This window comes from Burkholderia sp. Tr-862, from assembly GCF_011753085.1.
Lineage (GTDB): Bacteria > Pseudomonadota > Gammaproteobacteria > Burkholderiales > Burkholderiaceae > Burkholderia > Burkholderia ambifaria.
The window spans coordinates 1-25,603 of sequence record NZ_VWWG01000100.1; the positions used below are offsets into that span (position 1 = coordinate 1).

31 protein-coding genes, 1 tRNA gene and 1 pseudogene are annotated in these 25,603 nt (G+C 67.4%); 24 read left to right on the forward strand and 9 right to left on the reverse strand.

The window, feature by feature from the left end; all coding sequences use genetic code 11:
* Positions 1-140: 140 nt before the first annotated feature.
* Positions 141-704, forward strand: a complete 564-nt coding sequence (locus F3J14_RS23125) for a YggT family protein (protein WP_006752080.1) — start codon at positions 141-143, stop codon at positions 702-704.
* Between the two features lie 9 nt (positions 705-713).
* Here the strand turns inward: F3J14_RS23125 and F3J14_RS23130 are convergent, their stop codons facing one another.
* The 4 genes from F3J14_RS23130 to F3J14_RS23145 all read right to left on the reverse strand — a co-directional run bounded on the left by F3J14_RS23130 (position 714) and on the right by F3J14_RS23145 (position 3,248).
* The gene (locus F3J14_RS23130) at positions 714-1,064 is read right to left on the reverse strand and encodes a DUF190 domain-containing protein (RefSeq protein WP_166724989.1); all 351 of its coding nucleotides are present in this window, start codon (positions 1,062-1,064) and stop codon (positions 714-716) included.
* 24 nt (positions 1,065-1,088) lie between these two features.
* Entirely contained in the window at positions 1,089-1,475 is a 387-nt protein-coding gene (gene crcB / locus F3J14_RS23135) for a fluoride efflux transporter CrcB (RefSeq protein ID WP_166724990.1), read from the reverse strand.
* A gap of 194 nt (positions 1,476-1,669) precedes the next feature.
* On the reverse strand, positions 1,670-2,563 hold the full coding sequence (locus F3J14_RS23140; protein WP_166724991.1) for a Sir2 family NAD-dependent protein deacetylase: 894 nt from the start codon (positions 2,561-2,563) through the stop codon (positions 1,670-1,672).
* 79 nt (positions 2,564-2,642) lie between these two features.
* Positions 2,643-3,248 (reverse strand): NUDIX domain-containing protein, encoded by a 606-nt coding sequence (locus tag F3J14_RS23145; protein WP_166724992.1) that lies wholly within the window; start codon positions 3,246-3,248, stop codon positions 2,643-2,645.
* Between the two features lie 81 nt (positions 3,249-3,329).
* Here F3J14_RS23145 and F3J14_RS23150 point away from each other — a divergent pair, with 81 nt between their 5' ends.
* Complete coding sequence (locus F3J14_RS23150; RefSeq protein ID WP_166724993.1) at positions 3,330-4,085, forward strand: DeoR/GlpR family DNA-binding transcription regulator; 756 nt, start codon at positions 3,330-3,332, stop codon at positions 4,083-4,085.
* Between the two features lie 4 nt (positions 4,086-4,089).
* Here the strand turns inward: F3J14_RS23150 and F3J14_RS23155 are convergent, their stop codons facing one another.
* Entirely contained in the window at positions 4,090-5,250 is a 1,161-nt protein-coding gene (locus F3J14_RS23155; RefSeq protein WP_166724994.1) for an enolase C-terminal domain-like protein, read from the reverse strand.
* A gap of 477 nt (positions 5,251-5,727) precedes the next feature.
* Here F3J14_RS23155 and F3J14_RS23160 point away from each other — a divergent pair, with 477 nt between their 5' ends.
* The 4 genes and pseudogenes from F3J14_RS23160 to F3J14_RS36230 form a co-directional block, all read left to right on the forward strand.
* Positions 5,728-5,985 (forward strand): hypothetical protein, encoded by a 258-nt coding sequence (locus F3J14_RS23160; protein WP_166724995.1) that lies wholly within the window; start codon positions 5,728-5,730, stop codon positions 5,983-5,985.
* Positions 5,986-6,303: 318 nt separating this feature from the next.
* On the forward strand, positions 6,304-6,516 hold the full coding sequence (gene rpsU / locus F3J14_RS23165) for a 30S ribosomal protein S21 (RefSeq protein ID WP_166724996.1): 213 nt from the start codon (positions 6,304-6,306) through the stop codon (positions 6,514-6,516).
* Between the two features lie 9 nt (positions 6,517-6,525).
* The gene (locus tag F3J14_RS23170) at positions 6,526-6,732 is read left to right on the forward strand and encodes a hypothetical protein (RefSeq protein WP_166724997.1); all 207 of its coding nucleotides are present in this window, start codon (positions 6,526-6,528) and stop codon (positions 6,730-6,732) included.
* Between the two features lie 68 nt (positions 6,733-6,800).
* Positions 6,801-6,932, forward strand: a pseudogene (locus tag F3J14_RS36230) (AraC family transcriptional regulator); the annotation flags it as partial.
* 167 nt (positions 6,933-7,099) lie between these two features.
* Here the strand turns inward: F3J14_RS36230 and F3J14_RS23180 are convergent.
* Complete coding sequence (locus tag F3J14_RS23180) at positions 7,100-7,444, reverse strand: cupin domain-containing protein (protein ID WP_006758755.1); 345 nt, start codon at positions 7,442-7,444, stop codon at positions 7,100-7,102.
* A gap of 293 nt (positions 7,445-7,737) precedes the next feature.
* On the opposite strand from F3J14_RS23180, the gene F3J14_RS23185 reads away from it, so the two are divergent.
* Positions 7,738-7,812, forward strand: a tRNA-Gly gene (locus F3J14_RS23185).
* Between the two features lie 133 nt (positions 7,813-7,945).
* Entirely contained in the window at positions 7,946-8,713 is a 768-nt protein-coding gene (gene trmB / locus F3J14_RS23190; RefSeq protein WP_166724998.1) for a tRNA (guanosine(46)-N7)-methyltransferase TrmB, read from the forward strand.
* 115 nt (positions 8,714-8,828) lie between these two features.
* Here the strand turns inward: trmB and F3J14_RS23195 are convergent, their stop codons facing one another.
* From F3J14_RS23195 to F3J14_RS23205, 3 genes are all read right to left on the reverse strand, one after another.
* The gene (locus F3J14_RS23195; protein ID WP_044846253.1) at positions 8,829-9,659 is read right to left on the reverse strand and encodes an undecaprenyl-diphosphate phosphatase; all 831 of its coding nucleotides are present in this window, start codon (positions 9,657-9,659) and stop codon (positions 8,829-8,831) included.
* An 80-nt stretch (positions 9,660-9,739) separates the two neighbouring features.
* The gene (locus tag F3J14_RS23200; protein WP_166724999.1) at positions 9,740-10,321 is read right to left on the reverse strand and encodes a DUF1439 domain-containing protein; all 582 of its coding nucleotides are present in this window, start codon (positions 10,319-10,321) and stop codon (positions 9,740-9,742) included.
* Between the two features lie 133 nt (positions 10,322-10,454).
* Entirely contained in the window at positions 10,455-10,772 is a 318-nt protein-coding gene (locus F3J14_RS23205) for a YkgJ family cysteine cluster protein (RefSeq protein WP_166725000.1), read from the reverse strand.
* Between the two features lie 170 nt (positions 10,773-10,942).
* Between F3J14_RS23205 and hemN the strand changes: the two genes are divergently transcribed.
* The 16 genes from hemN to ureG all read left to right on the forward strand — a co-directional run bounded on the left by hemN (position 10,943) and on the right by ureG (position 25,603).
* Positions 10,943-12,334 (forward strand): oxygen-independent coproporphyrinogen III oxidase, encoded by a 1,392-nt coding sequence (hemN, locus tag F3J14_RS23210; RefSeq protein ID WP_166725001.1) that lies wholly within the window; start codon positions 10,943-10,945, stop codon positions 12,332-12,334.
* 72 nt (positions 12,335-12,406) lie between these two features.
* Positions 12,407-12,664 (forward strand): hypothetical protein, encoded by a 258-nt coding sequence (locus F3J14_RS23215; RefSeq protein WP_006752100.1) that lies wholly within the window; start codon positions 12,407-12,409, stop codon positions 12,662-12,664.
* A 104-nt stretch (positions 12,665-12,768) separates the two neighbouring features.
* On the forward strand, positions 12,769-13,425 hold the full coding sequence (locus F3J14_RS23220; RefSeq protein ID WP_166725002.1) for a protein-L-isoaspartate O-methyltransferase: 657 nt from the start codon (positions 12,769-12,771) through the stop codon (positions 13,423-13,425).
* An 11-nt stretch (positions 13,426-13,436) separates the two neighbouring features.
* Positions 13,437-13,760, forward strand: coding sequence for a rhodanese-like domain-containing protein (locus F3J14_RS23225; protein WP_006758748.1), 324 nt, complete (start codon positions 13,437-13,439; stop codon positions 13,758-13,760).
* A 377-nt stretch (positions 13,761-14,137) separates the two neighbouring features.
* On the forward strand, positions 14,138-15,445 hold the full coding sequence (gene urtA / locus F3J14_RS23230) for an urea ABC transporter substrate-binding protein (RefSeq protein ID WP_166725003.1): 1,308 nt from the start codon (positions 14,138-14,140) through the stop codon (positions 15,443-15,445).
* Between the two features lie 141 nt (positions 15,446-15,586).
* The gene (urtB, locus tag F3J14_RS23235; RefSeq protein ID WP_166725004.1) at positions 15,587-17,206 is read left to right on the forward strand and encodes an urea ABC transporter permease subunit UrtB; all 1,620 of its coding nucleotides are present in this window, start codon (positions 15,587-15,589) and stop codon (positions 17,204-17,206) included.
* A 1-nt stretch (position 17,207) separates the two neighbouring features.
* Positions 17,208-18,395 (forward strand): urea ABC transporter permease subunit UrtC, encoded by a 1,188-nt coding sequence (gene urtC, locus F3J14_RS23240; protein ID WP_166725005.1) that lies wholly within the window; start codon positions 17,208-17,210, stop codon positions 18,393-18,395.
* A complete protein-coding gene (gene urtD, locus F3J14_RS23245; RefSeq protein WP_166725006.1) occupies positions 18,392-19,249 on the forward strand; it encodes an urea ABC transporter ATP-binding protein UrtD in 858 nt (285 codons plus the stop codon). Before urtC ends, urtD begins: the two co-directional genes overlap by 4 nt.
* Positions 19,250-19,253: 4 nt before the next feature.
* Entirely contained in the window at positions 19,254-19,946 is a 693-nt protein-coding gene (gene urtE, locus F3J14_RS23250) for an urea ABC transporter ATP-binding subunit UrtE (protein WP_166725007.1), read from the forward strand.
* Positions 19,947-20,144: 198 nt separating this feature from the next.
* On the forward strand, positions 20,145-21,020 hold the full coding sequence (locus F3J14_RS23255) for an urease accessory protein UreD (protein ID WP_166725008.1): 876 nt from the start codon (positions 20,145-20,147) through the stop codon (positions 21,018-21,020).
* A gap of 239 nt (positions 21,021-21,259) precedes the next feature.
* Positions 21,260-21,562: an urease subunit gamma gene (ureA, locus tag F3J14_RS23260; RefSeq protein ID WP_006406310.1), complete on the forward strand. Its 303-nt coding sequence runs from the start codon at positions 21,260-21,262 to the stop codon at positions 21,560-21,562.
* A 14-nt stretch (positions 21,563-21,576) separates the two neighbouring features.
* Positions 21,577-21,882, forward strand: coding sequence for an urease subunit beta (locus F3J14_RS23265; protein WP_105787393.1), 306 nt, complete (start codon positions 21,577-21,579; stop codon positions 21,880-21,882).
* 29 nt (positions 21,883-21,911) lie between these two features.
* On the forward strand, positions 21,912-23,618 hold the full coding sequence (gene ureC / locus F3J14_RS23270) for an urease subunit alpha (protein WP_166725009.1): 1,707 nt from the start codon (positions 21,912-21,914) through the stop codon (positions 23,616-23,618).
* Between the two features lie 17 nt (positions 23,619-23,635).
* Positions 23,636-24,274: an urease accessory protein UreE gene (gene ureE / locus F3J14_RS23275; protein WP_166725010.1), complete on the forward strand. Its 639-nt coding sequence runs from the start codon at positions 23,636-23,638 to the stop codon at positions 24,272-24,274.
* Positions 24,261-24,941, forward strand: a complete 681-nt coding sequence (locus F3J14_RS23280) for an urease accessory UreF family protein (protein ID WP_166725011.1) — start codon at positions 24,261-24,263, stop codon at positions 24,939-24,941. Before ureE ends, F3J14_RS23280 begins: the two co-directional genes overlap by 14 nt.
* Before the next feature lie 14 nt (positions 24,942-24,955).
* Positions 24,956-25,603, forward strand: coding sequence for an urease accessory protein UreG (gene ureG, locus F3J14_RS23285; RefSeq protein ID WP_166725012.1), 648 nt, complete (start codon positions 24,956-24,958; stop codon positions 25,601-25,603).

Genomic DNA, 25,603 nt, shown 5'->3' on the forward strand with positions numbered 1-25,603 from the left:
TGCCGTCGAAACGTCGCTCGCGCGCACGACCGGGCACCCCTCCCCGCCGCACGACGAGGCGTGATAAGGTGTCGGCCGATGCGCCGCCATCCGGCGTTGGCGGCCGCACGCTACTCGACTGTAAAAAAAGGATGCCAACGATGTTCGGCGAGATCGCCCGTTTTCTGCTCAATACCCTCTTCACGCTGTTCGGCGCCGCGCTGATCCTGCGCGTCTGGATGCAGGCCGTCCGCGTGCCGCCGTACAACCCCGTCACGCAGGCCGTGCTGCAGGCGACCAACTGGCTCGTGCTGCCGCTGCGCCACGTGATCGCGGGCGTGCGCGGCATCGACTGGGCGAGCGTCGTCGCCGCGCTGCTCACCGCGCTCGTCTATGTGGTGCTGATGGTCGTGATGGCCGGCTTCGATCCGGCCTCGGTGATCGCGACGCTCGTCGTGGTGGCGCTGCTGACCGTCGTGAAGTGGGCGCTCAATCTCGTGATCTGGATGACGATCCTGATGGCGCTGCTGTCGTGGCTCAATCCGCGCTCGCCGGCCATGCCGATTCTCTACCAGCTCACCGCGCCGTTCCTGAACCCGCTGCGCCGCGTGATCCCGAACCTCGGCGGCATCGACCTGTCGCCGATCCTGCTGTTCGTGATCGTGCAGGTGCTGCTGATGGTCGTCACGCGCGCCGCCGTGTCGCTGACGATGTTCGGCATCTGACGCGCGGCGCTACGCTGCCGGCCCCTGCGCCGGCGGCGCCGCGAGCGTGTCGATCACGCCGAAGCGCGCCGGCATCATCGCGTAGCACACGCGCACCTTCTCGCGCGACAGCCGCTCGAGCAACCGCTGCGCCTCGTCCTCGGTGGCGATGAATTCGACCTCGATCGCAAGCGACCCCTGCAGCTCGAAAAAGCGGTCCTCGTGCAGCACCCGATGCCGGCCGAAGCCGGCCATCGCGCGGAACGCGGAACCGCCCGCGATGCCCATCCGGTTTCCTTCCTCCAGCAACCACTCCCATAGCGGCTTCCAGTGCAGCCGGTGCTGCTCGTGCACATAGAAGCGCAAGAAGACCCTGTCCATCGCACCCTCCCGGTGCCGGCGCGCTCAGGCCGCCGCGAACCACGCGCGCGCGGTCCACATGCCGAGCGCCGTCAGCGTGAACGATCCAGTCAAGTGTAGGGCAGCCACCGCGATCGCCCATCCGAATTCGCCCTGCACCGCGTGCGTCATCACTTCGACCGAATAGGTCGAGAACGTCGTGAGGCCGCCGAGGAAGCCCGTGATCACGAACAGCCGCCACTCGGGCGGCAGCCCGACGCGCGCGGTAAATACGACGGCGGCCACGCCGATCACGTAGCCGCCGATCAGGTTCGCGGCAAGCGTGCCGAGCGGCACGGCGGGAAAGAATTCGTTGAGCGCAAGGGCCAGGAACCAGCGCAGCAATGCGCCGAGCCCGGCGCCGACGAAGATCGCGACGATCGAATAGAACAAGGGAGCTCCTCGCTGACGAGGCCGCGTGGCGGACGCGGCCTACGTCGAACTGTATGCGGAATCGCGCCGCGACGGCAATGCCGCAGGCCGGTCGGCATGCGCGGTGCCGGACCGCGGGCGACGGGATGGTCGCCGCGTACGACGACCCGAACGCGGTATACGACTCGCTCACCCAACGGTTCGTATCGCGGCGCTCAGCCGCCGCGCCACGCGCGGTCGAGCGCGGTCAGCGTCGCGAGCGCGCCGCCCTGCAGCCCGACCACGTCCGCGCGGCGCGCATGGGCTTCGCGTGCGTTGATGCGGATCACGTCGGCGCCAAGGCGTTCGCTCAGCAGCCGCACGGTCGGAATCGCGGTGCCGGCGCCGATCTCGACGACGGTCACCCAACCGGCCTGTGCGATCCAGTCCTGCAGTGCCCGCTCCTGTGCGTCGTACCGTTCGCCGAGCCAGCCATCGTCGCCGAACATCAGGATGTTCGGCCGCGCCAGGCCGCCGCAACGCGGGCAGCGCGGCAGTTCGCCGACCAGCCGGCACGTGGCTGTATCGACGTCGGGCGTGAACGGCGCGGCGTCCCAGGTGTCGTCCGAGCACGGTCGCAGGCACTGCATCGAATGAATCGAACCGTGGATCTCGGCGACGCGCGCCGGATCGAAACCCGCCTTCTGGAACTGGCCGTCGACATTGCTCGTCAGCACGAAGCCGCCGTTCGGCATCGCGTCCATCCAGCGCCGCAGAATCGCGAAGCCCGCGTGCGGCACCGTCTCACGATAGAGCGCGAGACGATGCCCATAGAATCCCCATGCAAGCTGCGGATGTGCGCGGAACGCCTGCGGCGACGCGATTTCGTGGAACTCGAAACGCTCGTGGCGCAGCGCCGGATACGCGCGCCAGAAGCCGTCCGTGCCGCGGAAATCGGGCAGCCCCGAATCGACACCGATGCCGGCGCCGGCCGTCACCAACAACGCATCGGCGCGCGCGAGCGCGTCGACGGCTGACGCGACCAGATGCGCCGGCAGTTGCGCGCCAGCGGCGCTGGAATCGGCGGAGCCGGAGGAATCGGGTAAATCGGGGGAATCGGAAAGCGGCATGATGGAGCGGCGATGGCGTCGAACGGTGCCGGACGGGCATCGCGCGATCATACGCCCGTTCGACCACCGTAACGCGGCATCACGCAGTCGCGGTGCGCACGCCAGCGGGTTCCCGCAACGCGACGTACTGCAGCAGCATGATCGTCTTCGCGTCGACGATTTCACCGCGCTCGACGGCATCCAGCGCCGCGTGCAGCGGCATCTCGACGACCTCGAGATCCTCGCCTTCTTCCGCGATGCCGCCTCCGTCGCCCGTGCGCAGCGACGCATCGTATTCGCCGACGAAGAAATGCAGCTTCTCCGTCACCGAGCCCGGGCTCATGAACGCCTCGAACACCTTGCGCACGCCGCGCACGCGATAGCCGGTTTCCTCTTCGGCTTCCGCGCGAATGCGTGCGTCGGGCGTCGCGTCGTCGAGCAGGCCGGCGGCGGCTTCGAGCAGCATTCCGTCGTGTCCGTTGACGAACGCCGGCATCCGGAACTGCCGCGTGAGCAGCACGTCGCCCGTCGCCGCGTTGCGCAGCAGGATGGTCGCACCGTTGCCGCGGTCATAGGTTTCGCGGCTCAGGCGCTGCCACGTGCCATCGCGGCGCAGGAAATCGAACGTCACCTTCTTCAGCACATACCAGTCATCGGACAGCACCGTCGTATCGACGATGCGGACGCGGTCCTGCGTTGCGGCCATGGCGGCCTCCCATTCGACATGTGACGGCGCCCATGGTAACGTGCATATTCGTGCAATTTCAAGAAATTTCGTGCATACCCAATGCTGACGATCCAACGCAAGAAAGCCATCCTCGACGCACTCGCCCGCGACGGCCAGGTGCTGGCCATCGAGCTGAGCGTGCAATTCGGCGTGTCCGAGGACACAATCCGCCGCGACCTGCGCGAACTGGCGGCCGAAGGCCTGCTGCAACGCGTGCACGGCGGCGCGCTGCCGGCGTCACCCGCCGTCGCGCCGTTCGCGCAGCGCGAGACGCTCGAAACCGCGGAAAAACGGCGCATCGCGCGTCGGGCCGCGCAGATGATCGCGCCCGGTCAGGTCGCGATAGTCGACGGCGGCACGACGTCGGCGCTGCTCGTCAGCCAGTTGCCGCCCGACCTGCGCGCGACGATCGTCACGCACAGCCCGAGCGTCGCCGTCGCGCTTGCCGCGCATCCGTCGATCGATGTGATCCTGATCGGCGGACGGTTGTACAAGCATTCGATCGTCGCGGTGGGCGCCGCGGCGATGGAAGGGATCTCGCGTATCCACGCGGACCTGTACTTCATGGGTGTGACCGGCGTCCATCCGGTCGCGGGGCTGAGCACCGGCGATTTCGAGGAAGCGGCGATCAAGCGTGCACTCGCCGGACGTGCCGGCGAGACGGTCGTCCTTGCTTCGCAATCCAAATTGCGTGCGGCGTCGCAGTTCGTGATCGGCGAGCTTGCGCTCGCGCAAACCATCGTGGTCGAACAGGAAACCGACTCGGCGCTGATCAAGCCGATCGAGGCAGCGGGCGTGACGGTCGTGCGGGCCTAGCCGCTCAGCGGCCCGCTACCGAGCGAAACGTGCGATATGCATCGGCGTGAAGCTCGAAGCCGATGCCCGGCGCCTGTGGCACGGCCGCGCAGCCGGCGTCGAGCGTTTCGCCGTCCGGCAACCCGCTGAACGGGTGGAACGCGAACGGACTGACTTCCGCGCCGCCGAGCCCGAGCGCCGCCACGACGTGCAGCGAGAACAGATGACCGCCGTGCGGCCAGAACGCATCGCGCCGCCAGCCGTTCGACACGAAATGATCGACGATCTGCAGGTAGCCCGGCAGGCCGTAGCAATGAACCGGATCGAACACGAGGACGTCGCGGTCCGCTCGCAGCCCGCCGTAGCGTTCGAGCAGCTTCGCTTCCGCGAGCGAGAACAGCGCCTCGCCGGCCGCGACCGGCGGCGTGTATTGCGCAGTCAGGTCCGCATGCAGCGGCAGGTCGAGCGGATCGCAGAGATCCTCGAACCACCAGAGCGCGAACGGTGCCAGCATCGCGGCGGCGGCGCGCCCGCTCGCCCCGTCGTACGTGTTCATCGCGTCGACCGCGAGATGCGAGCTGTCGGCAAGACAGGCAGCGGCGACTTCGATGCGTCTTTTGTCGTTGTCGATATCCGGGCCGCCGATCTTGATCTTCGCATGCGTGTAGCCGAGATCGGCGATGCGACGCATCTCGTCCGACAGGCGCGCGAGATCGTCGTGCGGATAACGGTAGCCGCCGCCGGCGTACACGCGCACGCGACGCGCTGCGTGGCGCGCGAGCCGGTCGGCAAGCAAGCGATGGAGCGGCAGGCCGGCGATCTTCGCGGCGGCATCCCAGATCGCCATGTCGAGCACGCCCACCGCCACGCAGCGTTCGCCGTGACCGCCCGGCTTCTCGCCGGCCATCATCGCGCGCCATGCGCGAAACGGATCGAGGTTCGTACCGGCGTCGTCGGCGATGGTGTCCGCGGCGGCAAGCAGCCGCGGCCCGAACCGTTCGCGAATCAGCCCACCCTGCGCATAGCGGCCGACCGACGCGTAACCGTAACCCGTCACCGGGCGGCCGTCGCGCACGACATCCGTGATGATCGCGACGACGCTCGTCGTCAGGCCGCCCGACGGAATCGCCGGGTCGGCATAACGGGAAACCGGGATCGCTTGCTCGCGAATGTCGGTGATGCGCATGGTCGGGTTCCGGAGGAAACGTTCTGCGTTCGCGGGCCATGCACGCGATGCGGCCGGCGCGCTGGCGGATCGCTGCATCATAGGTGCTTGCGCGATGTCTTGCAGGCTCGCGATCATCACGACGACGCGGCGTCATGCGGCTCCATCGGAATCGCCCGAATCGCGCCGCACGGCATCGGAATACCGATGAATGCTCCGTCATGCGCGATGCGCGTTGCGTGCGTCGAATCCGCGCATCGCACCGCGCTGGCACTGAATGAGATGGACAACCAACACGAAGCGCGTATGATGAATTTGTCCGAGCACGGGTGGTCGAGTTGCTGGCCGCTCGCCCCGCCATCTTCCTCCTTGCTGCGTCGTGCGTTCATCAGCACGCATCGCTGCCTTTTTCACCCTACCCGTCGCGCCGCGCAGCGGTGATACCGGTCGGATGTGTTCGTCCACGCGATTTGTCGCTGCCGAACCCAGGAGTTCATCATGAGCATGCATCTCTATCGTGGCTTCGAAATCTATCCGCTGATTTATCCGCACGTGCCGTCACAGAACGGCAACCCGCACAACTACGACGGCGGCTTCGACGCGGCCGTGAAGATTTGCCAGCGCGGCACCACCGACACGGTGACCCGCAGCGAAACATTCCGGCTGCTCGACAACGCGCCGTTCGAATCGGCGGGCGAAGCGCGCCGGGCGTCCCTTCGCTACGCGGAAGAGATCATCGACGGCAATCGCGGCTAGGAGCCGCTCTTCGCCAACTCCCACTGACGTATCTTGCGGCGGCAGCGCGGTCGTATATCACTTCGGATCACGAAACGATAATCGGCGCGCGCATCGTCCCGATTGCACTGCACGAGATCGCCGAATCCGACGCAGCTCCGCATAACGGCCTCGCCAGTTCGGCGTTACGTCATTACCGGGCGTCGCAGATGCTTTCCGCCGCGCGCACACCGTCGATCCGCGCCGGCTATTTCGAATGCGATCCGACGATATGGCGAGTGCCGTCACAACTTCGCTCGACCAGCGTTCCTTCACGCATTATTTGAAAACGGGATCTGCATGACGACGATCATCCTGAAGCCCAACGAACCGGTCGATGTCGCGCTTCGGCGCTTTCGGCGAGACATCGAGAAGACAGGCTTGATCCGCGAGTTGCGCAGTCGCGCCGGCTACGAAAAACCGACGACCCAGCGCAAGCGCGAGAAGGCCAGCGCCGTCGCGAGACAGCGCCTGCGCGCCAAGCGCATGTTGCCGCCTCGCAAGCCGTACTAGGAGAACGCCATGTACAAGCCGCCCGGCGAAGCCCCTCCGTTCTTTCCGTTGACGAAATGCGAAGTCGATTTCGATCGACAGAACGATGCGATCACGCTTTTGCCGAGCTTCTACGCGTTTGGCTGCGAGTACACGAGTCGCGGCCTGCTGATCGGCCGCGACGATGCGTTCAAATTGATTGCCGCGATCGAAAAGGCGCTGAGCGTCGAGAAGTAAGCTTCACCCGGGATTCGTCGAATCGCATCGGGCAGCGCGGCGCGGCCGCCTGCTAGCGGGCGATCCGGATTCGCATGGCCGCATGGACGCCGATGCATCTGGACGAGAACATTTCCGAAATCGCGGCGGGCTGCGGATTTGCCGACGCGTTGCATCTCGGGTGCGAGTTTCGGCGCGCGTACGGGATGTCGCCGAGCGCCTATCGTGAGCGTCAGGCGCCCGGCGCGCGCGGCCGGATAGCGGGACCGGCCGAGCGTGCGACCACGCTCGGCGAGCTGTTCGCGAACCGGAACGGGTCTACTGAACCGGAATCCGCCGGACCGTCATTCCTGCCGAAAGCCCGGTGGAATGACGCGTCATGCGAGCGTCAGGCGAAGACGAAATACTTGCGCACCGTCTCCACCACTTCCCAGGTCCCTTTCATGCCGGGCTCGATAACGAAAACGTCGCCCGCTTTGAGGTGTACCGCCTCCTCGCCTTCCGGCGTGATGATGCAGTAGCCGTCGAGGAAGTGGCAGTACTCCCACTTCTCGTAGTTCACCTCGAACTTGCCCGGCGTGCAGATCCACGTGCCCATGATCTTGCTGCCGTCCTTGGACAGGTAGGCGTTGAGGTTCACGGTGTGCGGATCGCCGCCGATGCGTTTCCATTTGGTCGCATCGACGACCGGGGTCGGGCAGGTTTTTCGCAGAACGGTGATGAAATCGGACATGTCGGCTCCAGACTAACGATCGGGTAAGAGGTCTGTCACGTTAGTTCGAAAGCCGCACCGGGGCTTGTATGGTTCCGACACCGACTCGTCTAATTTCGACACCGGCTCGCGTACCGGTGCGCCGCGGGCGCGCTCCATTTCGCGTTGCATCGACGGACCGCTTCCGGCCGATCCTTGATGACCTTTCCCGGTGATGCCATCGCCTCTACGCCGAGCCATGCCGGGTTCGAGGCCAGCGGCCAAAACGCCTCGCTTGCAACGTCGCGGCCAAACCCTGTACAATTACCCGTTCTGCGGGCGTCGTATAATGGCCATTACCTCAGCTTCCCAAGCTGATGACGTGGGTTCGATTCCCATCGCCCGCTCCACCTTCGGCTGCACGGCAGCCAGCGCAAGAGCCGCCTCGTCGAAGGCGGCTTTTTTGTACCATGTGCCCGTTCATCCGGCGCACCGCTGCGCGTAACGGGCCCGCGCCCCGAACCGAGCCTTTCTCTGTCACCGATGATGCACGACGATCCCAACGAAGCCGGCCTGCCGCCGGACGACGCCGCCCTCCCCGACGAAGCCGCCGACGGCGCCGACGAAGTCAATCCGCTGCACCACCGCCGCATCCGCAGCTTCGTGACGCGCGCCGGTCGCGTGTCGACCGGCCAGCGCCGCGCGCTCGACGAGTTCGGCCCGCGCTTCGTCGTCCCGTACACAGCTGAAATTCCCGACTGGGACGCCGTGTTCGGCCGCAGCGCACCACGCATCCTCGAGATCGGCTTCGGGATGGGCGCGTCGACCGCGGAAATCGCCGCGCACCGCCCGGGCGACGACTTCCTCGGCGTCGAGGTGCACGAGCCGGGCGTCGGCGCGCTGCTGAAGCTGATCGGCGAGCAGGACCTGCCGAACATCCGCATCATCCAGCACGACGCGGTCGAAGTGCTCGAGCACATGCTCGCGCCGGAAAGCCTCGACGGTGTGCACATCTTCTTCCCGGATCCGTGGCACAAGGCGCGCCACCACAAGCGCCGGCTGATCCAGCCGCCGCTCGTCGCGCACCTCGCGTCGCGCCTGAAGCCCGGCGCGTACCTGCATTGCGCGACCGACTGGCAGAACTACGCGGAACAGATGCTGGAAGTGCTCGGCGCCGAACCGTCGCTCGAAAACACGGCCGCCGACTACGCGCCGCGTCCCGACTACCGCCCCGTCACGAAGTTCGAGCGGCGCGGGTTGCGGCTCGGCCACGGTGTGTGGGACCTGGTGTTCCGCAAGCGCGCCGCCTGAATCCCCGCTGCGACGGCGCACCGCACGCTGCGCGCCGCGCAATGAAGAACGGCCCGACCGGCATCTGCCGATCGGGCCGTTCTTCGTTAGAAGCGCCCGCGCCTGCGCACCGGCATCACGCCCAGTTCAACCACCCGCTGTAACCCACGAGCAGCACGAACAGGCCGAACGCGATCCGGTACCACGCAAACACGGTGAAGTCGTGCGTCGCGACGAAGCGCAGCAGCCAGCGCACGCACACGAACGCGCTGACGAACGCGGCAACGAGCCCGAGCGCGAACAGGCCGAGCGAGTCGACCGTGAACGCCTGCCAGTCCTTGACCGTTTCATAGAGCGTCGCGCCGAAGATGATCGGAATCGCGAGGAAGAACGAGAATTCGGTCGCGACGCGCCGGTCGAGGCCGAACAGCATCCCGCCGATGATCGTCGAGCCCGAGCGCGACATGCCCGGCACCAGCGCGAAACATTGCGCGAGGCCGACCTTCAGCGCGTCGAGCGGCGTGAGCGCATCGACCGACTGCACGCGCGGCGGCTCGCTGCGTTCGCGCTGCCGCGCCTCGGCCCACAGGATGATCGCGCCGCCGACCACGAGCGCGAATGCGACCGGCACCGGCGAGAACAGCACGGCCTTGATCTTCTTCTCGAACAGCAGGCCGAGCGCGATCGCGGGAATCGTCGCGATCACGACGTTCAGCGTGAAGCGCTGCGCGTCGGGCCGGCTCGGCAGACCGGACACGATGGACACGATCCGTTGCCGGTATTCCCAGCAAACCGCGAGGATCGCGCCGAACTGGATTACGACGTCGAAGGTCTTCGCGTGCGCATCGTTGAAATTCAGGAAGCTGCCCGCGACGATCAGGTGGCCGGTGCTCGACACCGGGAGGAATTCCGTCAGCCCCTCGACGACGCCGAGGATCAATGCCTTGCAGATCAGGATCCAGTCCATCCGTGGCCCAACTCCGAAGTAGTCGAAAGAGAATGGGCCACGTCACCGCCGCGGCCCGCCCGGCCGCGCGCGGTACGTCGTCACTTTTCGACGATCGCCACGCGTATGCCGTTTGTAAGAATCGTAATTGTACCGGGTTCGTAGTTCACTCCGGCAAATTGCAGTTGCTCAGGCTTGAACGTATAGATCGGGTAGTTGGTCAGCACCTGCGTCGCGAGCAGGCCGGCGGCCGCGCCGACCTGTTGCGCGTACATCTGCGCGTTGCCGTCGAGCACGAGGCTGTCGACGGCCGGCGCCTTCAACACGACCGAGCGGCTCGGCGCGTCGTACGCCAGCTGGCCCGACACGGTGAACTTGCCGCTCACCGGCTCGCTCAGGAACGGACTCACGAAATGCGCGTCGAGCTGCACGGCGACGCGGTTCTGGTCGGGCAGCAGGTTGACGGCCGGATTCGCGAGCGACACGTCGACGACCTGCGCAACCGTCTTCTGGTACGGGAATTTGCGCGCGACGGCTTTCTGCACGTCGCCGCGCGAGAACGTGTAGTGATCGGGGATGAACGGGAACGTCGACGCGCAGGCGGCGAGCGATACCGACGCGCCGATGGCGCCGGCGCAGACGGCGAGGAAACGGCGCCGGCCGGGCGTGCAAGATGCGGTCATGCTGGACAATCTCCTGTATCGGGCGAAAGCGGCAGTCGGGCCATCGGCTCGGCCGCATGGGGGCCGTGGACCGAAGTTAGTGCTTGAGCACACGCCGCCGGTTCCGTGCGCGAGCCGGTGTACCCACCGTGCGTCAGCGCACCGCGCCGGTGCCGGGCGACGGCTGTGTCGCGACCTCGAGGCGCGTCAGCCACGCGAGCGCGTCGTCGCGCGACGCACCGCACATCTCGGCGGACGGCTGCAGCCCGGAACAGCACGCGGGACGCTCGGGCCGGCCGAAGATCCGGCAGCGCAGGTCGTCGCCGAGCTGCACGCAGCGCACGCCGGCCGGCTTGCCGTCGGGCATCCCCGGAATCGGGGAGGAAATCGACGGCGCGATGCAGCACGCGCCGCACCCCTCGCGGCACGCATGCGGCGGCGGGGCATCGGCGGGCGCCGGACGGACAGGCATTTCGACGGACACTCGGCTCTCTCAAGAACAACAAAAAACGGTGCGGCAACCGGACGCGGCGTGCGGCTGCCCACCGCGCATTGTGCCACCGCCGGCTGCGACGTTATTACACAATGCAGCCGAAACGCGCGTTTATATACTCGAAACCATCTGAAAAGCGCGAGGCCAGCATGAATTCCGGTTCTGCCGACACGATGTTCCGTCCCGATTTGCTCGCGAAGTACGGCGTGAACGGGCCGCGCTATACGTCCTACCCTACCGCGCTGCAGTTCCGCGACGATTTCGAACCGGCCGACTACCTGCGTGCCGCGCGCGATCCCGGCGCGTCGTCGAGCGATCTGTCGCTGTACTTCCATATCCCGTTCTGCAACACGGCCTGCTTCTATTGCGGCTGCAACAAGATCGCGACCAACAACCGTCGCCGCGCGCGCCCCTATCTCGAGCAACTGAAACGCGAGCTGGCGCTGCAGGCCGCGCTGTTCGATCCCGCGCGCCCGGTCACGCAGCTGCACTGGGGCGGCGGCACGCCGACCTTCCTGTCCGACGCGGAAACGGCCGAACTGATGGCGGCCACCCGCGATTATTTCGTGCTCGCGCCGGACGCCGACGCCGAGTTCTCGATCGAGATCGACCCGCGCACGGTCACGCCCGCGACGCTCGTCCACCTGCGCAACATCGGCTTCAACCGGCTGAGCCTCGGCGTGCAGGATTTCGATCCGGTCGTGCAGCAGGCGATCAACCGGATCCAGCCGCTCGCGATGACGGCCGACCTGTTGTCCGCCGCGCGCGCGACGGGCTTCCACTCGGTCAGCGTCGACCTGATCTACGGGCTGCCGCACCAGACGGTCGCCGTGTTCGCGCGCACGCTCGAGACGATCATCGAACTCGCGCCGGACCGCCTGTCCGTATTCGGCTACGCGCACATGCCGCACCTGTTCAAGATGCAGCGGCAGATCGACGACGCGACGCTGCCGCCGCCCGAAACGCGCATCGCGCTGCTCGGCCTCGCGATCGACATGCTGACGTCGGCCGGCTACGTGTATATCGGGATGGATCACTTCGCGCGGCCAACCGACGAACTCGTGCGCGCGCAGCGCAACGGCACGCTGCAGCGCAATTTCCAGGGCTACAGCACGCGCGCGGATACGGACCTGATCGGTTTCGGCGTGTCGTCGATCGGCAAGGTCGGCGATGTCTATGCGCAGAACGCGAAGGACCTGCCGGCCTATGGCGCCGCACTCGACGCGGGCCGGCTGCCGATCGCGCGCGGCGTTCGGCTGACGGCCGACGACCGGCTGCGCCGCGATGTGATCACGCAGCTGATGTGCAACCTCGAATTGCCGTTCTCGCATATCGAGGCGGCGCACGGGATCCGCTTCGCCGACCACTTCGCGCGCGAGCTCGACGCGCTGCGCGGGTTCGAGCAGGACGGGCTGCTGACGGTCGCCGGCGACCGCCTGACGATTCACCCGGCCGGCCGGATGGTCGTGCGCAACATCGCGATGGCGTTCGACGCCTACCTCGGCCGGACGCCGCGCCAGCGCTACTCGCGCACCGTCTGACGGCGCGCGGCCGCATGCGGGCGGCCGGTTTGATAAAGTAACGGGCTCAACGCCCCTGCAAGAACCCGCACGATGCGCACCACCAAAGCGACCCACGCGGTCGAACGCCTGAAGACCCGGTCCGGCAACCCGCAGTTCGCGGCCGTCGCGATGGCGGGCGGCCTGTTCTATCTGGTCGACCGCTCGGGCGGCACCGCCGAGAAGCGCAGCGAGCCGCTGCCGCTCGACGAGTTCGTCAAGTTCGTCGACCAATTCGGCCCCCAAAAGCCGCGCAAGGCGAGCAAGCTCGACCTCGCGTTCGAAGCGCAGATCAAGAAGAGCAAGGGGTAAAGGTCTGTTGCAGGCCGTCTGAAGGCTTCGCCGCCGCCCCGTTTGGTACAATCACGAAGTTTCTCTATCCCCGCTGATGGCCGACCTGGCTGCGTGACCACACCATGAATATCGAAAACGCGCGTTTCAACATGATCGAACAACAGATCCGGCCGTGGGACGTGCTGGATCTGGACGTCCTGGGCCTGCTGTCGATCGTCAAGCGTGAAAACTACGTGTCGCCCGAACATCGCGATCTCGCGTTCGCCGACCTCGAGCTGCCGCTGCCCGGCGGCCGCGGCAAGATGCTGTTCCCGCGCGTCGAAGCGCGCATGCTGCAGGAACTGGCGGTCAAGAAGCACGAGAACGTGCTCGTGATCGGCGCGGGCTCCGGCTACCTGGCCGCGCTGTTCGCGCATCGCACGCTGCACGTGACGGCTGTCGAGATCGATCCGGCCATCGCGAAGTTCGCGGCCGACAACCTGCGCAACGACGGCGTGACGAACGCGGAAGTCGCGCTCGGCGACGGTTCGCTCGGCTGGCCCGACAAGGCGCCGTACGACGTGATCTGCGTCGCGGGCGGCCTGCCGGTCGTGCCGCAGCAGATGCTCGAACAGCTGAAGATCGGCGGCCGCCTGTCGGCGTTCGTCGGTGGCCGTCCGGTGATGAAGGCGCAGATCATCACGCGCATCGACGACAAGCAGTACCGTGTCGCCGACGTGTTCGAGACCTACGTCGACCATCTCGTGAACGCGATCGAACCGTCGCGTTTCAAGTTCTGAGCGGCGGCCCCATGCAGATCCTGACGCCCGCGATGCTCGCGGAATGGCTTCGCGATCCGGCGCGTCCCGCGCCGGTCGTGCTCGACGTGCGCGAACCGTGGGAAATCTCGACCGCGCAGATCGCCGGCAGCGTGTCGATCCCGATGCAGCAGATCCCCGCGCGCAGCGAAGAGCTCGACGACGAAGCCGAAATCGTCTGCGTGTGCCATCACGGAATGCGCAGCGCGCAGGTCGCGATGTTCCTCGAATCGCGCGGCTTCACGAAGCTGTACAACCTGCAGGGCGGCATCGACGCGTGGTCGCGTGACGTCGATCCGTCCGTGCCGCGTTACTGAGTTACCGACGAGTTACCACCCTACCCCGCGGCGCATCGCGCGCCGCCACGCCGACCGGCCCATTGCCGCCGGTCGCACCGGTCCCCGCCGAACGGGCGCGCTTTGCGCGCCCGTTTGCGTTTCTGCTTCCGTGTTTCACTCTCGTTCCGTTGACTTCGGTGCCTCGGCGAGCGCGCCGTGCACCATTTGCGCCCGCGCGACTGCACCGCAACGGATCGCGCATGCTGCACGACGCGTCATGTGCACCGCGTGCGCCCCTTGAGCCACCCGGGTCAGGCACGCCCAGCGTGCATCCGCGCGACTGGCACATGCCTTGCGTTACTGGGATGCCGGCGCCACCACGGCGCACGCACATCCAACACGTCAAGGGGAACCCGATGAAACGTCGCAGTCTGCTGAAGTTCGGTTCGATGGCCGGTGCACTCGCGCTGGCGGGCAAGAGTCCGTTCGCGCAAGCGGCCGATGCGGGCACGGGCCCGATCAAGGTCGGCATCCTGCATTCGCTGTCGGGCACGATGGCGATCTCCGAAACATCGCTGAAGGACACGGCGCTGATGACGATCGCCGACATCAACAAGAACGGCGGCGTGATGGGCCGCAAGCTCGAGCCGGTGGTCGTCGATCCCGCATCGAACTGGCCGCTGTTCGCGGAGAAGGCGCGCCAGCTGCTCACGCAGGACAAGGTCGCGTGCGTGTTCGGCTGCTGGACGTCGGTGTCGCGCAAGTCGGTGCTGCCGGTGTTCGAGGAACTGAATGGCCTGCTCTACTACCCGGTGCAGTACGAAGGCGAGGAAATGTCGCGCAACGTGTTCTACACGGGCGCCGCGCCGAACCAGCAGGCGATACCGGCCGTCGAGTACCTGATGGGCGCGGAAGGCGGCGGCGCGAAGCGCTTCTTCCTGCTCGGCACCGACTACGTGTATCCGCGCACGACCAACAAGATCCTGCGTGCGTTCCTGAAATCGAAGGGCGTGAAGGACGCCGACATTCAGGAGGTCTACACGCCGTTCGGCCACAGCGATTACCAGACGATCGTCGCGAACATCAAGACCTTCGCGCAGGGCGGCAAGACGACCGTGATCTCGACGATCAACGGCGATTCGAACGTGCCGTTCTACAAGGAACTCGGCAACCAGGGAATCAAGGCGACCGACGTGCCGGTGGTCGCCTTCTCGGTCGGCGAGGAAGAACTACGCGGGATCGACACGAAGCCGCTCGTCGGCCATCTCGCCGCATGGAACTACTTCATGTCGGTGAAGAACCCGACGAACACGAAGTTCAAGGACCAGTTCGCCGCGTGGGTGAAGGCGAACAACCTGCCGGGCGGCGCGAAGCGCGTGACCAACGACCCGATGGAGGCGACCTATGTGGGCATCCATATGTGGAAGCAGGCCGTCGAGAAGGCGAAGAGCACCGATGTCGACAAGGTGCGCGTCGCGATGATCGGTCAGAGCGTCGCCGCGCCGTCGGGCTTCACGCTCTCGATGGACGGCAACCACCACCTGCACAAGCCGGTGATGATCGGCGAGATTCGGGGCGACGGGCAATTCAACGTCGTGTGGAAGACGAAGACGGCGGTCCGCGCGCAGCCGTGGAGCCCGTTCATCGCGGGCAACCAGGGCAAGCCGGACATCGTCAGCTCGATCCCGGCATTCCTGCGGCGGCAGCGCGCGGTGCTCGCCTGATGCGATGCGGAGCGCTGCACACCGGTGTGGCGCTCCGCTCGCAGGCTGCCGCGGGCATGCCGCCGCGCGTGCGGTGACGAACCGCACGCGCCCGCGCACCGCCGCACGCATTCGCTTTCCCACGCCCCACAGGATCTCCCGATGCCTACCCGCTTTCGCCGCGCCGCCGTCGCGGTCGTCGCCTGTGCCGCGCTGGCCTGCGCGCTGCCGCGCGCCGCGTTCGCCCTGACGGCCGCCGATACCGCCGCGCTCGCCGGCGACGACTTCGACGCGAAAACAACCGCGATCGAACGGATCGCCGCCGATGCCGATCCGCGCGCCGTCGCGTTGCTCAATGCGCTGTCGACCGGCGACGCGCTCGCGACCGGCGACGGCCGCCTGCTGATCCAGACCGGCGACACCGCGCACGATGCGCTGACGCAGGCCGCGACGCCGGCCGGCGACGCACAGCCCGTGATGCTGAACAACCTGCTGCGCACGAAGATCGCCGGCGCGCTGTCGGGACTCGCGCTCGCATCGCCCGATGTCGCCGCGCGTCGCGACGCGATCGACGCGCTGCTGAAGTCGCCCGATTCGGCACTCAAGCCGATGATCGAGCGTGCACGCGCGAAGGAAACCGACCCGGCATTGAAGCGCCGCCTCGACGCACTGTGGGCCATCGCCGCGCTGCACGATGCCGATCCGGCGAAGCGTCTCGAAGCCGTGCAGGTGGTGGCCGCGCGCAGCGATCTCGACATGATCGAGCAGTTGCGCCCGCTCGTCGCGAGGAACGCCGACGGCAGCTACACGGAACCCGACGCGCGCGTACGCGCAGCCGCGCAGCAAGGGCTCGACGCGTTGCACGCACTGCAGCGCCGCGGCGAGATCGTGGGCACCGTGTTCGCGGGCCTGTCGCTCGGCAGCGTGCTGCTGCTCGCGGCGCTCGGCCTCGCGATCACGTACGGGCTGATCGGCGTGATCAACATGGCGCACGGCGAATTCCTGATGATCGGTGCGTACGCAACCTATGTCGTGCAGACGCTGATCCAGCGCCATGCGCCGGCCGCGTTCGACTGGTATCCGCTCGTCGCGGTGCCCGTTTCGTTCGCGGCGGCCGCGCTGGTCGGCATCGTGCTTGAACGGCTCGTGCTGCGGCACCTGTACGGCCGCCCGCTCGAGACGCTGCTCGCGACGTTCGGCGTGAGCCTGATCCTGATCCAGGCGACGCGCATGTTGTTCGGCGCGCAGAACGTGCAGGTCGTGAACCCGTCGTGGATGAGCGGCGGCGTGACGGTGATGCAGAACCTGATCCTGCCGTACAACCGGCTCGCGATCCTCGCGTTCGCGCTCGCGGTCGTGTTCGTTGCGTGGGCGGTCCTGACGAAGACGCGGCTCGGCCTGTTCGTGCGCGCGGTCACGCAGAACCGCCGGATGGCCGCGTGCGTCGGCGTGAAGACCGCGCGCGTCGATGCGTATGCGTTCGCGTTCGGCGCGGGTATCGCTGGCCTCGGCGGCTGCGCGCTGTCGCAGATCGGCAACGTGGGCCCCGATCTCGGGCAAAACTACATCATCGATTCGTTCATGGCGGTAGTGCTCGGCGGCGTCGGCCAGATCGCCGGCACCGTGCTCGGCGGCTTCGGGCTCGGTCTCGTCAGCAAGGCGATCGAGCCGTTCTGGGGCGCCGTGCTCGCGAAGATCGCGGTGCTCGTGATGATCGTGCTGTTCATCCAGAAACGTCCGCAGGGCATGTTCGCCCCGAAGGGCCGCAGCGCGGAGGCGTGACATGACTTCAATCACCGATTCGTTGTCGAACCCGGTCGCCGACGCGCCGAAACCCGCTGCCGCCGTGCCCGCGAAGGAAAGCTTCGCGCTCGGCCTGCCGCCGCGCCCCGCGCTGCTGTCGCGCCGCGCCTGGCTCGCGCTCGTCGCGCTGTGCATCGCGATCGGCGTCGGCGTGCCGCTGGCCGCGCTGGTCGCGCCCGAGTCGAGCGCGTTCCACCTGTCCGCGTATGCGATGACGCTGGGCGGCAAGCTGATGTGCTACGCGATCGCCGCGCTCGCGCTCGATCTCGTGTGGGGCTACTGCGGCATCCTCAGTCTCGGCCACGGGCTGTTCTTCGCGCTCGGCGGCTATGCGATCGGCATGTACCTGATGCGCGAGATCGGCCACGAGGGCAAGTACGGCAGCGACCTGCCCGACTTCATGGTGTTCCTCGACTGGCATCAGCTGCCCTGGTACTGGAGCGGCACGCAGCATCTCGCCTGGGCGCTCGCGCTGGTCGTGCTCGTGCCGGCCGTGCTCGCGTGGGTGTTCGGCTTCTTCACGTTCCGCTCGCGCGTGAAGGGCGTGTACCTGTCGATCATCACGCAGGCGCTGACGTTCGCCGCGATGCTGCTGTTCTTTCGCAACGAGACGGGCTTCGGCGGCAACAACGGCTTCACCGACTTCAAGCGCATCGCCGGGTTTGCGATCACGTCGCCCGGCACGCGCACGGTGCTGTTGCTGCTGACTTTCGCGACGCTCGTGCTCGCGTTCATCGCCGCGCGCGCGATCGTCACGAGCAAGCTCGGGCGCGTGGTCACCGCGGTGCGCGACGGCGAAACGCGGTTGATGTTCCTCGGCTACAGCCCGCTCGCGTACAAGCTGTTCGTGTGGACGCTGTCGGCCGTGCTGTGCGGCATCGCGGGCGCGCTGTACGTGCCGCAGGTCGGCATCATCAATCCCGGCGAGATGTCGCCCGGCAACTCGATCGAAATGGCGATCTGGGTCGCGGTGGGCGGGCGCGGCACGCTGATCGGGCCGATCGTCGGCGCGTTCGCGGTGAACGGCGCGAAGAGTTTCTTTACCGCGTACTTCGCCGAATACTGGCTGTTCTTTCTCGGCCTGATCTTCGTGCTGGTGCCGCTCTTGCTGCCGCGCGGGATCATGGGCCTCGTCGACACGCTGCTTGCGAAGGGGAAACGCGGATGAACGGCACGGCCCTCTACCAGTTCACGCCACCGGCCGAAGACGAGCTGCTGACCGTCAGCGGCACCGCATCGATGGGCCGCGTGGTGCCGCCCGGCATCGACACGTCGCACGGCACGATCCTCTACCTCGAAGACATCGAGGTGAGCTTCGACGGCTTTCGCGCGCTGAACAAGCTGTCGCTCGCGATCGACGCCGGTGAGCTGCGCTGCGTGATCGGCCCGAACGGCGCGGGCAAGACCACGATGATGGACGTGATCACCGGCAAGACGCGCGCCGATTCGGGCAAGGTGTTTCTCGGCCAGACGCTCGATCTCGCCCGGATGAACGAGCCGGAAATCGCGCGTGCGGGAATCGGCCGCAAGTTCCAGAAGCCGACCGTGTTCGAACAGCATCCGGTGTGGGAAAACCTCGAACTCGCGATGCAGACCGACAAGGGCTGGCTCGCGTCGCTGCGCGCGCGGCTCGACCGCACCGCGCAGGCGAAGATCGAGGAAACGCTCGCGCTGATCGGCCTTGAAAGCGATGCATATCGCGCGGCCGGCGAGCTGTCGCACGGGCAGAAGCAGCGGCTCGAGATCGGCATGCTGCTGATGCAGCGCCCTGCCCTCTTGCTGCTCGACGAGCCGGCGGCCGGGATGACCGATCACGAGACGATGGAACTCGCCGCGCTGCTGAACACGCTGCGCGGCACCTGCTCGATGATGGTCGTCGAGCACGACATGGACTTCGTCGCGGCGCTCGCGGGCGACACGGGCCGCGTGACGGTGATGGCCAATGGCGCGGTGCTCGCGCACGGCACGCTCGACCAGGTCAAGCGCGACGACGCGGTGATCGAGTCCTACCTCGGAAGATGATGCGATGCTGAAGATCGACGCACTGAACCAGTACTACGGCGGCAGCCATATCCTGCGCAACGTGAACCTCGCCGCCGAAGACGGCAAGCTCACCGTGCTGCTCGGCCGCAACGGCGTCGGCAAGAGCACGCTGCTGCGCTGCCTGATGGGCGTCGTCGCCGCGAAGAGCGGCAGCGTGTCGTGGCGCGGCACGCCGCTCGGCGCGTTGCCGCCGTATGCACGCGTCGCGGCCGGGCTTGCCTACGTGCCGCAGGGCCGCGACATCTTTCCGCGGCTGACCGTCGAGGAAAACCTGCTCGTCGGTGCGGCAAGCCGCAAGGCGCGGTCGTCGGTGCCCGAGCGCATCTACGACCTGTTCCCGGTGCTGAAGGACATGCGGGCACGGCGCGGCGGCGACCTGTCGGGCGGCCAGCAGCAGCAGCTCGCGATCGGCCGCGCGCTGATGAGCGAGCCGCAGCTGCTGATCCTCGACGAGCCGACCGAGGGCATCCAGCCGTCGATCATCCAGGACATCGGGCGCACGCTGCGCCAGCTGGTCGACGAATCGAAGATGACCGTGCTGCTCGTCGAGCAGTACTACGACTTCGCGCGCTCGATCGCGGACCACTACTGGGTGATGAGCCGCGGCGAGATCGTCGCGGGCGGCGATGCGCGGGACATGGAGGCGAACGGCGTGCGCGAGCTGATCGCGGTGTAGCAGGCGGGCGCCGAAGGGGCATCGCTTCCGGTTATCGCTCCGACGCATCGATCCGGCGCGTCGCCGTGCGGCGCGGCCCACGCTGGCGGAACGGCACGGCCTGCGAGCGGCGTTGCGTCTGCCTGCACTGCGAGCGCCGAAGCGTATATTGTTGCGGTAGCATCCTCGTTCACCGCGCCCGTCCCCTGCTTTGCACCGATGTCCGCCCCTGATTCTCACGCCTCGCTGTCCCGCCCCTCCGTCGCCAAATCGTGGCGCGGTTGCCTCGAACTCGGCTTCGAACGGCACGGCGCGCGCACGACGCTCGTCCACCGGCTGCACGACGGCCCGCTGCGCGTGCAGCGGCCGCTGTATCCGGAAGGCGACGCGATCTGCCACGCGGTCATCGTTCACCCGCCCGGCGGCGTCGCGGGCGGTGACCGGCTCGACATCGGCATCGCGCTCGGCGACGGCACGCACGCGGTGCTGACGACGCCCGGCGCGACCAAGTGGTACAAGTCGAACGGTCTCGACGCGACGCAACGCATCGGCATCACGGTCGGCGCGCACGCGAAGCTCGACTGGCTGCCGCAGAACAACCTCTTCTTCGACGCGGCCCACGCCGCGCTCGATTTCACGGTGACACTCGGCGCGGGCGCGAGCGCGATCGGCTGGGACGCGACGCAACTCGGCAGGCAGGCGGCCGGCGAAACGTGGTCGGCCGGCCGCATCGCGTCGAGCTCGGCACTCGTCGATGCCGACGGACGGCCGCTGTGGACCGAGCGCGCGCTGCTCGACGCGCGCGATCCGCTGCGCGGCGCGTTGCAGGGTCTCGCCGGCTTTCCCGTGTACGGCACGCTGTGGGCCGCCGGCGCCGCGTGCGATGCGGCACTTGCCGAAGCGCTCGCCGCGCGGATGCCGTTCGACGACACGCTGCGCGCGGGCGCGACCTGCGTGACGCCCGGCGTCGTGCTGGTGCGCGCGGTGTCGACCTCGATGGAAGCGCTTCAGCGCCACTTCGCCGACTGCTGGCTTTACCTGCGACCGATCGTGCACGGCGTCGACGCGCGGCCGCTGCGCCTCTGGCAAACCTGAGCGCGCGCCGCCCGGCGCGCACCGTTTCGGCGCAGCGCCGTCGCCCGTGCTGCCCCCCATTCATGCATCGCGCACCACGAACGCGCATCGCCGCACGTTTTATCGGCATGGCACGCACCTTGCTGCTTACATAACGGATACAGGACGCACGGAAAATCGCGCGGTGCTACGATGACCCGCGCCTGTGCCGAAACCCCGCGCCCCGATAAAAAATTACGTTTTCCTGAACGATTGCCTTCATGAAACTGACTCCCCGAGAAAAGGACAAGCTGCTGATCTTCACGGCGGCGCTGCTGGCCGAGCGCCGTCGCGCGCGCGGTCTGAAGCTCAACTATCCGGAGGCGGTCGCATTCATCACCGCCGCGCTGATGGAAGCCGCGCGCGACGGCAAGACCGTCGCCGAGGTGATGCACTACGGCACGACGCTGCTCACGCGCGACGACGTGATGGATGGCGTGCCGGAGATGATCCCCGACATCCAGGTCGAGGCGACCTTTCCGGACGGCACCAAGCTCGTGACCGTCCACCACCCGATTCCGTGATCGAGGCCACCCGCATGATCCCCGGCGAAATCCTCACCGACGACGGCGAGCACGAACTGAACGCAGGCCGCCCGACGCTGACGGTCGTCGTCGCGAACACCGGCGACCGGCCGGTGCAGGTCGGCTCGCACTACCACTTCTTCGAAGTCAACGACGCGCTGTCGTTCGACCGTGCGGCCGCGCGCGGCTTCCGGCTCAACATCGCGGCCGGCACCGCCGTGCGCTTCGAGCCGGGCCAGACGCGCACCGTCGAGCTCGTCGAGCTGGCCGGCGACCGCGCCGTCTACGGTTTTCAGGGCAAGGTGATGGGGCCGCTGTAAGGCGCGCCCCACTCTTCAGGAACAGCACCATGACATTACGCTTGAGCCGCCGCGCGTACGCGGAAATGTTCGGGCCGACGACGGGCGACCGCGTACGGCTCGCCGATACCGAACTCTTGATCGAGATCGAACGCGACTACACGATCTACGGCGAGGAAGTGAAATTCGGCGGCGGGAAGGTGATCCGTGACGGGATGGGCCAGTCGCAGCGCGTGGCCGCCGACGTGCCCGACACGATCATCACGAACGCGGTGATCCTCGATCACTGGGGCATCGTGAAGGCCGACATCGCGATCAAGCACGGCCGCGTCGCCGCGATCGGCAAGGCCGGCAACCCCGACATCCAGCCCGGCGTGACGATCGCGATCGGCGCCGCGACCGAAGTGATTGCCGGCGAAGGGCTGATCGTCACCGCGGGTGGCATCGACACGCACATCCACTTCATCAGCCCGCAGCAGATCGACGAGGCGCTCGCGTCGGGCGTCACGACGATGCTCGGCGGCGGCACGGGGCCGGCCACCGGCACCAACGCGACGACCTGCACGCCTGGCCCGTGGCACATGGAGCGGATGCTGCAGGCGGCCGACGGCTGGCCGATCAACCTCGGCTTCCTCGGCAAGGGCAACGCGAGCCTGCCGCAGCCGCTCGTCGAGCAGATCGCGGCCGGCGCGATCGGCCTGAAGCTGCATGAAGACTGGGGCACGACGCCCGCCGCGATCGACAACTGCCTGTCGGTGGCCGACGACACCGACACGCAGGTCGCGATCCACACCGACACGCTGAACGAAGGCGGCTTCGTCGAATCGACGGTCGCCGCGTTCAAGGGCCGCACGATCCACACGTACCACACCGAAGGCGCGGGCGGCGGCCATGCGCCCGACATCCTGAAGGTGTGCGGCGAGGCGAACGTGCTGCCGTCGTCGACCAACCCGACGCGCCCGTACACGATCAACACGCTCGACGAGCATCTCGACATGCTGATGGTGTGCCATCACCTCGATCCGTCGATCGCCGAGGATCTCGCGTTCGCCGAATCGCGGATCCGCCGCGAGACGATCGCGGCCGAGGACATCCTGCACGATCTCGGCGCACTGTCGATGCTGTCGTCCGATTCACAGGCGATGGGCCGCGTCGGCGAAGTGATCATCCGCACGTGGCAGACCGCGCACAAGATGAAAGTGCAGCGCGGCGCGCTGCCGGAAGACGGCGCCCGCAACGACAACTTCCGCGCGAAACGCTACGTCGCGAAGTACACGATCAACCCGGCGATCACGCACGGGATCGCGCACGAAGTCGGGTCGATCGAACCCGGCAAGTGGGCCGACCTCGTGCTGTGGGAACCGGCGTTCTTCGGGATCAAGCCGTCGATGATCCTGAAGGGCGGGATGATCGCGGTCGCGCAGATGGGCGACCCGAACGCGTCGATCCCGACGCCGCAGCCGGTCCACTACCGCGAGATGTTCGCGACCCGCGGCGGCGCGCTCGCGCGCACGTCGCTGACCTTCGTGTCGCAGATGGCCGCCGATGCGGGCATCGCCGAACGCTACGGGCTCGCGAAGCGCATCGTGCCGGTGCGCAACTGCCGCAACGTGACGAAGGCCGACATGATCCACAACGCATGGCGCCCGTCGATCAGCGTCGACCCCGAAACCTACGACGTGATCGCCGACGGCCAGTTGCTCACCTGCGAACCGGCGTCGGTGCTGCCGATGGCGCAGCGCTATTTCCTGTTCTGATTTCCGGTTTTCGTTCCATGCGCACCCTCGACAAACGCATTGCCCCGAACGTGAAGCTCGCCGCGTCGCTCGTCGCACGCGCGCCGACGCTCACGCTCGCCTATGACGCCCGCTGCAAGAGCCGCCTCGCGGCCACGCTGGATACCGGCGAGGACGTCGCGGTCCTGCTGCCGCGCGGCACCGTGCTGCGCGACGGCGACGTGCTCGTCGCCGACGACGGCGCGCTCGTGCGCATCGCCGCGGCGCCCGAGACCGTGCTGCTCGTGCGCGCGGGCGATCCGCTCACGCTGATGCGCGCCGCGTATCACCTCGGCAACCGTCACACGCCGGTCGAGATCGGCGACGGCTACCTGAAGCTCGAAGCCGATCCGGTACTCGCGGACATGCTGCGCCGGCTCGGCACGCAGGTCGAATCAACGAGCGCACCGTTCCAGCCGGAATCCGGTGCGTACGGCGGCGGCCACAAGCACGGACATGACGCGACGTTCGCCGAGGATTACGCGCTCGCGCAGCAGGTATTCGGCGAGCACCACGGCCACTCGCACTCGCACTCGCACTCGCACTCGCACGATCACGATCACGATCACGATCACGATCACGATCACCAGCATGGTCCGGGCTGCACGCACGGCCACCACGGCCATGACCACCACTGAGCTCGTCGCGCTGCTGCATCTCGCGTCGCCCGCGCTGCCGATCGGCGCGTTCAGCTATTCGCAGGGATTCGAAGCCGCGCTCGACGCGAACCTGATCCGCGACGCCGACACCGCGCGCGACTGGATCGCGAGCGGGCTGACCGACGTGCTCGCGCACGGCGAACTGCCGTTCCTCGCGCACCAGCTCGCACGCTGGCACGCTCACGACGCCGATGCGCTCGCGCGCGAGAACGCGTGGTTCGTCGCGAGCCGCGAATCGGCGGAGTTGCGCCGCGAAACCGAGCAGATGGGCTGGTCGCTCGCGCAGCTCTGCACATCGCTCGAATGGGGCGATGCCGCGCGCCGCACGACGCTCTCGACGATTTCGCCAATCGCGCTGCCGACCGCGTTCGCCTACGCGGCCGCCGCGCACGACGCGAGCGCCGACGCCGTGCTCGCCGCGTACGCGTTCGGCTGGGTCGAGAACCAGACGTCGGCCGCGCTGAAAGCGGTGCCGCTCGGCCAGCTTGCCGGGCAACGCATCATCGTCGCGCTGCGCGGCGCGATCGACGCGGCCGTGCGCCGCGCGCTCGCCACGCCGCCCGACGCCGTCAACACGTTTGCGCCGCAGCTCGGCATCCTGTCCGCGCGGCACGAAACCCAGTATTCGCGGTTGTTCCGCTCCTGAACCCGACCCACGCCATGAACGCATCCGCTCTCTCCCCCGCCCGCCGCACCAAGAAACTGCCGCCGCTGCGCGTCGGCATCGGCGGCCCGGTCGGCTCCGGCAAGACCACGCTGCTCGAAATGCTGTGCAAGGCGATGCGCGAGCGCTACGACCTCGTCGCGATCACGAACGACATCTATACGAAGGAAGACCAGCGCCTGTTGACCGTCGCGGGCGCGCTGCCCGAGGAACGCATCATGGGCGTCGAGACGGGCGGCTGCCCGCACACGGCGATCCGTGAGGATGCGTCGATCAACCTCGAGGCCGTCGACCGGATGCTGTCGCGCTTTCCCGATGCCGACATCGTGTTCATCGAGTCGGGCGGCGACAATCTCGCGGCAACGTTCAGCCCCGAGCTGTCGGACCTGACGATCTACGTGATCGACGTCGCCGGCGGCGAGAAGATTCCGCGCAAGGGCGGCCCCGGGATCACGAAGTCCGACCTGCTCGTGATCAACAAGACCGATCTCGCGCCGCTCGTCGGCGCGAACCTCGACGTGATGGCGTCCGACACGAAGAAGATGCGCGGCGAGCGGCCTTACGTGATGACGAACCTGAAGGCGCTCGACGGCATCGCGGACGTCGTCGCGTTCATCGAGAAGAAGGGGTTGTTGACGGTGTAA

Bases quoted from the DNA above. Each gene is read 5' to 3' on its own strand.
- urtC (WP_166725005.1), top strand. From the start codon at position 17,208: ATGACTTCAATCACCGATTCGTTGTCGAACCCGGTCGCCGACGCGCCG.
- F3J14_RS23205 (WP_166725000.1), bottom strand. From the start codon at position 10,772: ATGCCTGTCCGTCCGGCGCCCGCCGATGCCCCGCCGCCGCATGCGTGC.
- urtB (WP_166725004.1), top strand. From the start codon at position 15,587: ATGCCTACCCGCTTTCGCCGCGCCGCCGTCGCGGTCGTCGCCTGTGCC.
- ureC (WP_166725009.1), top strand. From the start codon at position 21,912: ATGACATTACGCTTGAGCCGCCGCGCGTACGCGGAAATGTTCGGGCCG.
- F3J14_RS23125 (WP_006752080.1), top strand. From the start codon at position 141: ATGTTCGGCGAGATCGCCCGTTTTCTGCTCAATACCCTCTTCACGCTG.
- ureE (WP_166725010.1), top strand. From the start codon at position 23,636: ATGCGCACCCTCGACAAACGCATTGCCCCGAACGTGAAGCTCGCCGCG.
- F3J14_RS23195 (WP_044846253.1), bottom strand. From the start codon at position 9,659: ATGGACTGGATCCTGATCTGCAAGGCATTGATCCTCGGCGTCGTCGAG.
- F3J14_RS23145 (WP_166724992.1), bottom strand. From the start codon at position 3,248: ATGGCCGCAACGCAGGACCGCGTCCGCATCGTCGATACGACGGTGCTG.
- F3J14_RS23220 (WP_166725002.1), top strand. From the start codon at position 12,769: ATGAATATCGAAAACGCGCGTTTCAACATGATCGAACAACAGATCCGG.
- F3J14_RS23225 (WP_006758748.1), top strand. From the start codon at position 13,437: ATGCAGATCCTGACGCCCGCGATGCTCGCGGAATGGCTTCGCGATCCG.
- F3J14_RS23155 (WP_166724994.1), bottom strand. From the start codon at position 5,250: ATGCGCATCACCGACATTCGCGAGCAAGCGATCCCGGTTTCCCGTTAT.
- urtE (WP_166725007.1), top strand. From the start codon at position 19,254: ATGCTGAAGATCGACGCACTGAACCAGTACTACGGCGGCAGCCATATC.
- F3J14_RS23265 (WP_105787393.1), top strand. From the start codon at position 21,577: ATGATCCCCGGCGAAATCCTCACCGACGACGGCGAGCACGAACTGAAC.
- ureA (WP_006406310.1), top strand. From the start codon at position 21,260: ATGAAACTGACTCCCCGAGAAAAGGACAAGCTGCTGATCTTCACGGCG.
- F3J14_RS23170 (WP_166724997.1), top strand. From the start codon at position 6,526: ATGTACAAGCCGCCCGGCGAAGCCCCTCCGTTCTTTCCGTTGACGAAA.
- rpsU (WP_166724996.1), top strand. From the start codon at position 6,304: ATGACGACGATCATCCTGAAGCCCAACGAACCGGTCGATGTCGCGCTT.
- F3J14_RS23180 (WP_006758755.1), bottom strand. From the start codon at position 7,444: ATGTCCGATTTCATCACCGTTCTGCGAAAAACCTGCCCGACCCCGGTC.
- urtA (WP_166725003.1), top strand. From the start codon at position 14,138: ATGAAACGTCGCAGTCTGCTGAAGTTCGGTTCGATGGCCGGTGCACTC.
- F3J14_RS23200 (WP_166724999.1), bottom strand. From the start codon at position 10,321: ATGACCGCATCTTGCACGCCCGGCCGGCGCCGTTTCCTCGCCGTCTGC.
- F3J14_RS23280 (WP_166725011.1), top strand. From the start codon at position 24,261: ATGACCACCACTGAGCTCGTCGCGCTGCTGCATCTCGCGTCGCCCGCG.
- F3J14_RS23140 (WP_166724991.1), bottom strand. From the start codon at position 2,563: ATGCCGCTTTCCGATTCCCCCGATTTACCCGATTCCTCCGGCTCCGCC.
- trmB (WP_166724998.1), top strand. From the start codon at position 7,946: ATGATGCACGACGATCCCAACGAAGCCGGCCTGCCGCCGGACGACGCC.
- F3J14_RS23215 (WP_006752100.1), top strand. From the start codon at position 12,407: ATGCGCACCACCAAAGCGACCCACGCGGTCGAACGCCTGAAGACCCGG.
- urtD (WP_166725006.1), top strand. From the start codon at position 18,392: ATGAACGGCACGGCCCTCTACCAGTTCACGCCACCGGCCGAAGACGAG.
- F3J14_RS23130 (WP_166724989.1), bottom strand. From the start codon at position 1,064: ATGGACAGGGTCTTCTTGCGCTTCTATGTGCACGAGCAGCACCGGCTG.
- hemN (WP_166725001.1), top strand. From the start codon at position 10,943: ATGAATTCCGGTTCTGCCGACACGATGTTCCGTCCCGATTTGCTCGCG.
- F3J14_RS23160 (WP_166724995.1), top strand. From the start codon at position 5,728: ATGAGCATGCATCTCTATCGTGGCTTCGAAATCTATCCGCTGATTTAT.
- F3J14_RS23150 (WP_166724993.1), top strand. From the start codon at position 3,330: ATGCTGACGATCCAACGCAAGAAAGCCATCCTCGACGCACTCGCCCGC.
- F3J14_RS23255 (WP_166725008.1), top strand. From the start codon at position 20,145: ATGTCCGCCCCTGATTCTCACGCCTCGCTGTCCCGCCCCTCCGTCGCC.
- ureG (WP_166725012.1), top strand. From the start codon at position 24,956: ATGAACGCATCCGCTCTCTCCCCCGCCCGCCGCACCAAGAAACTGCCG.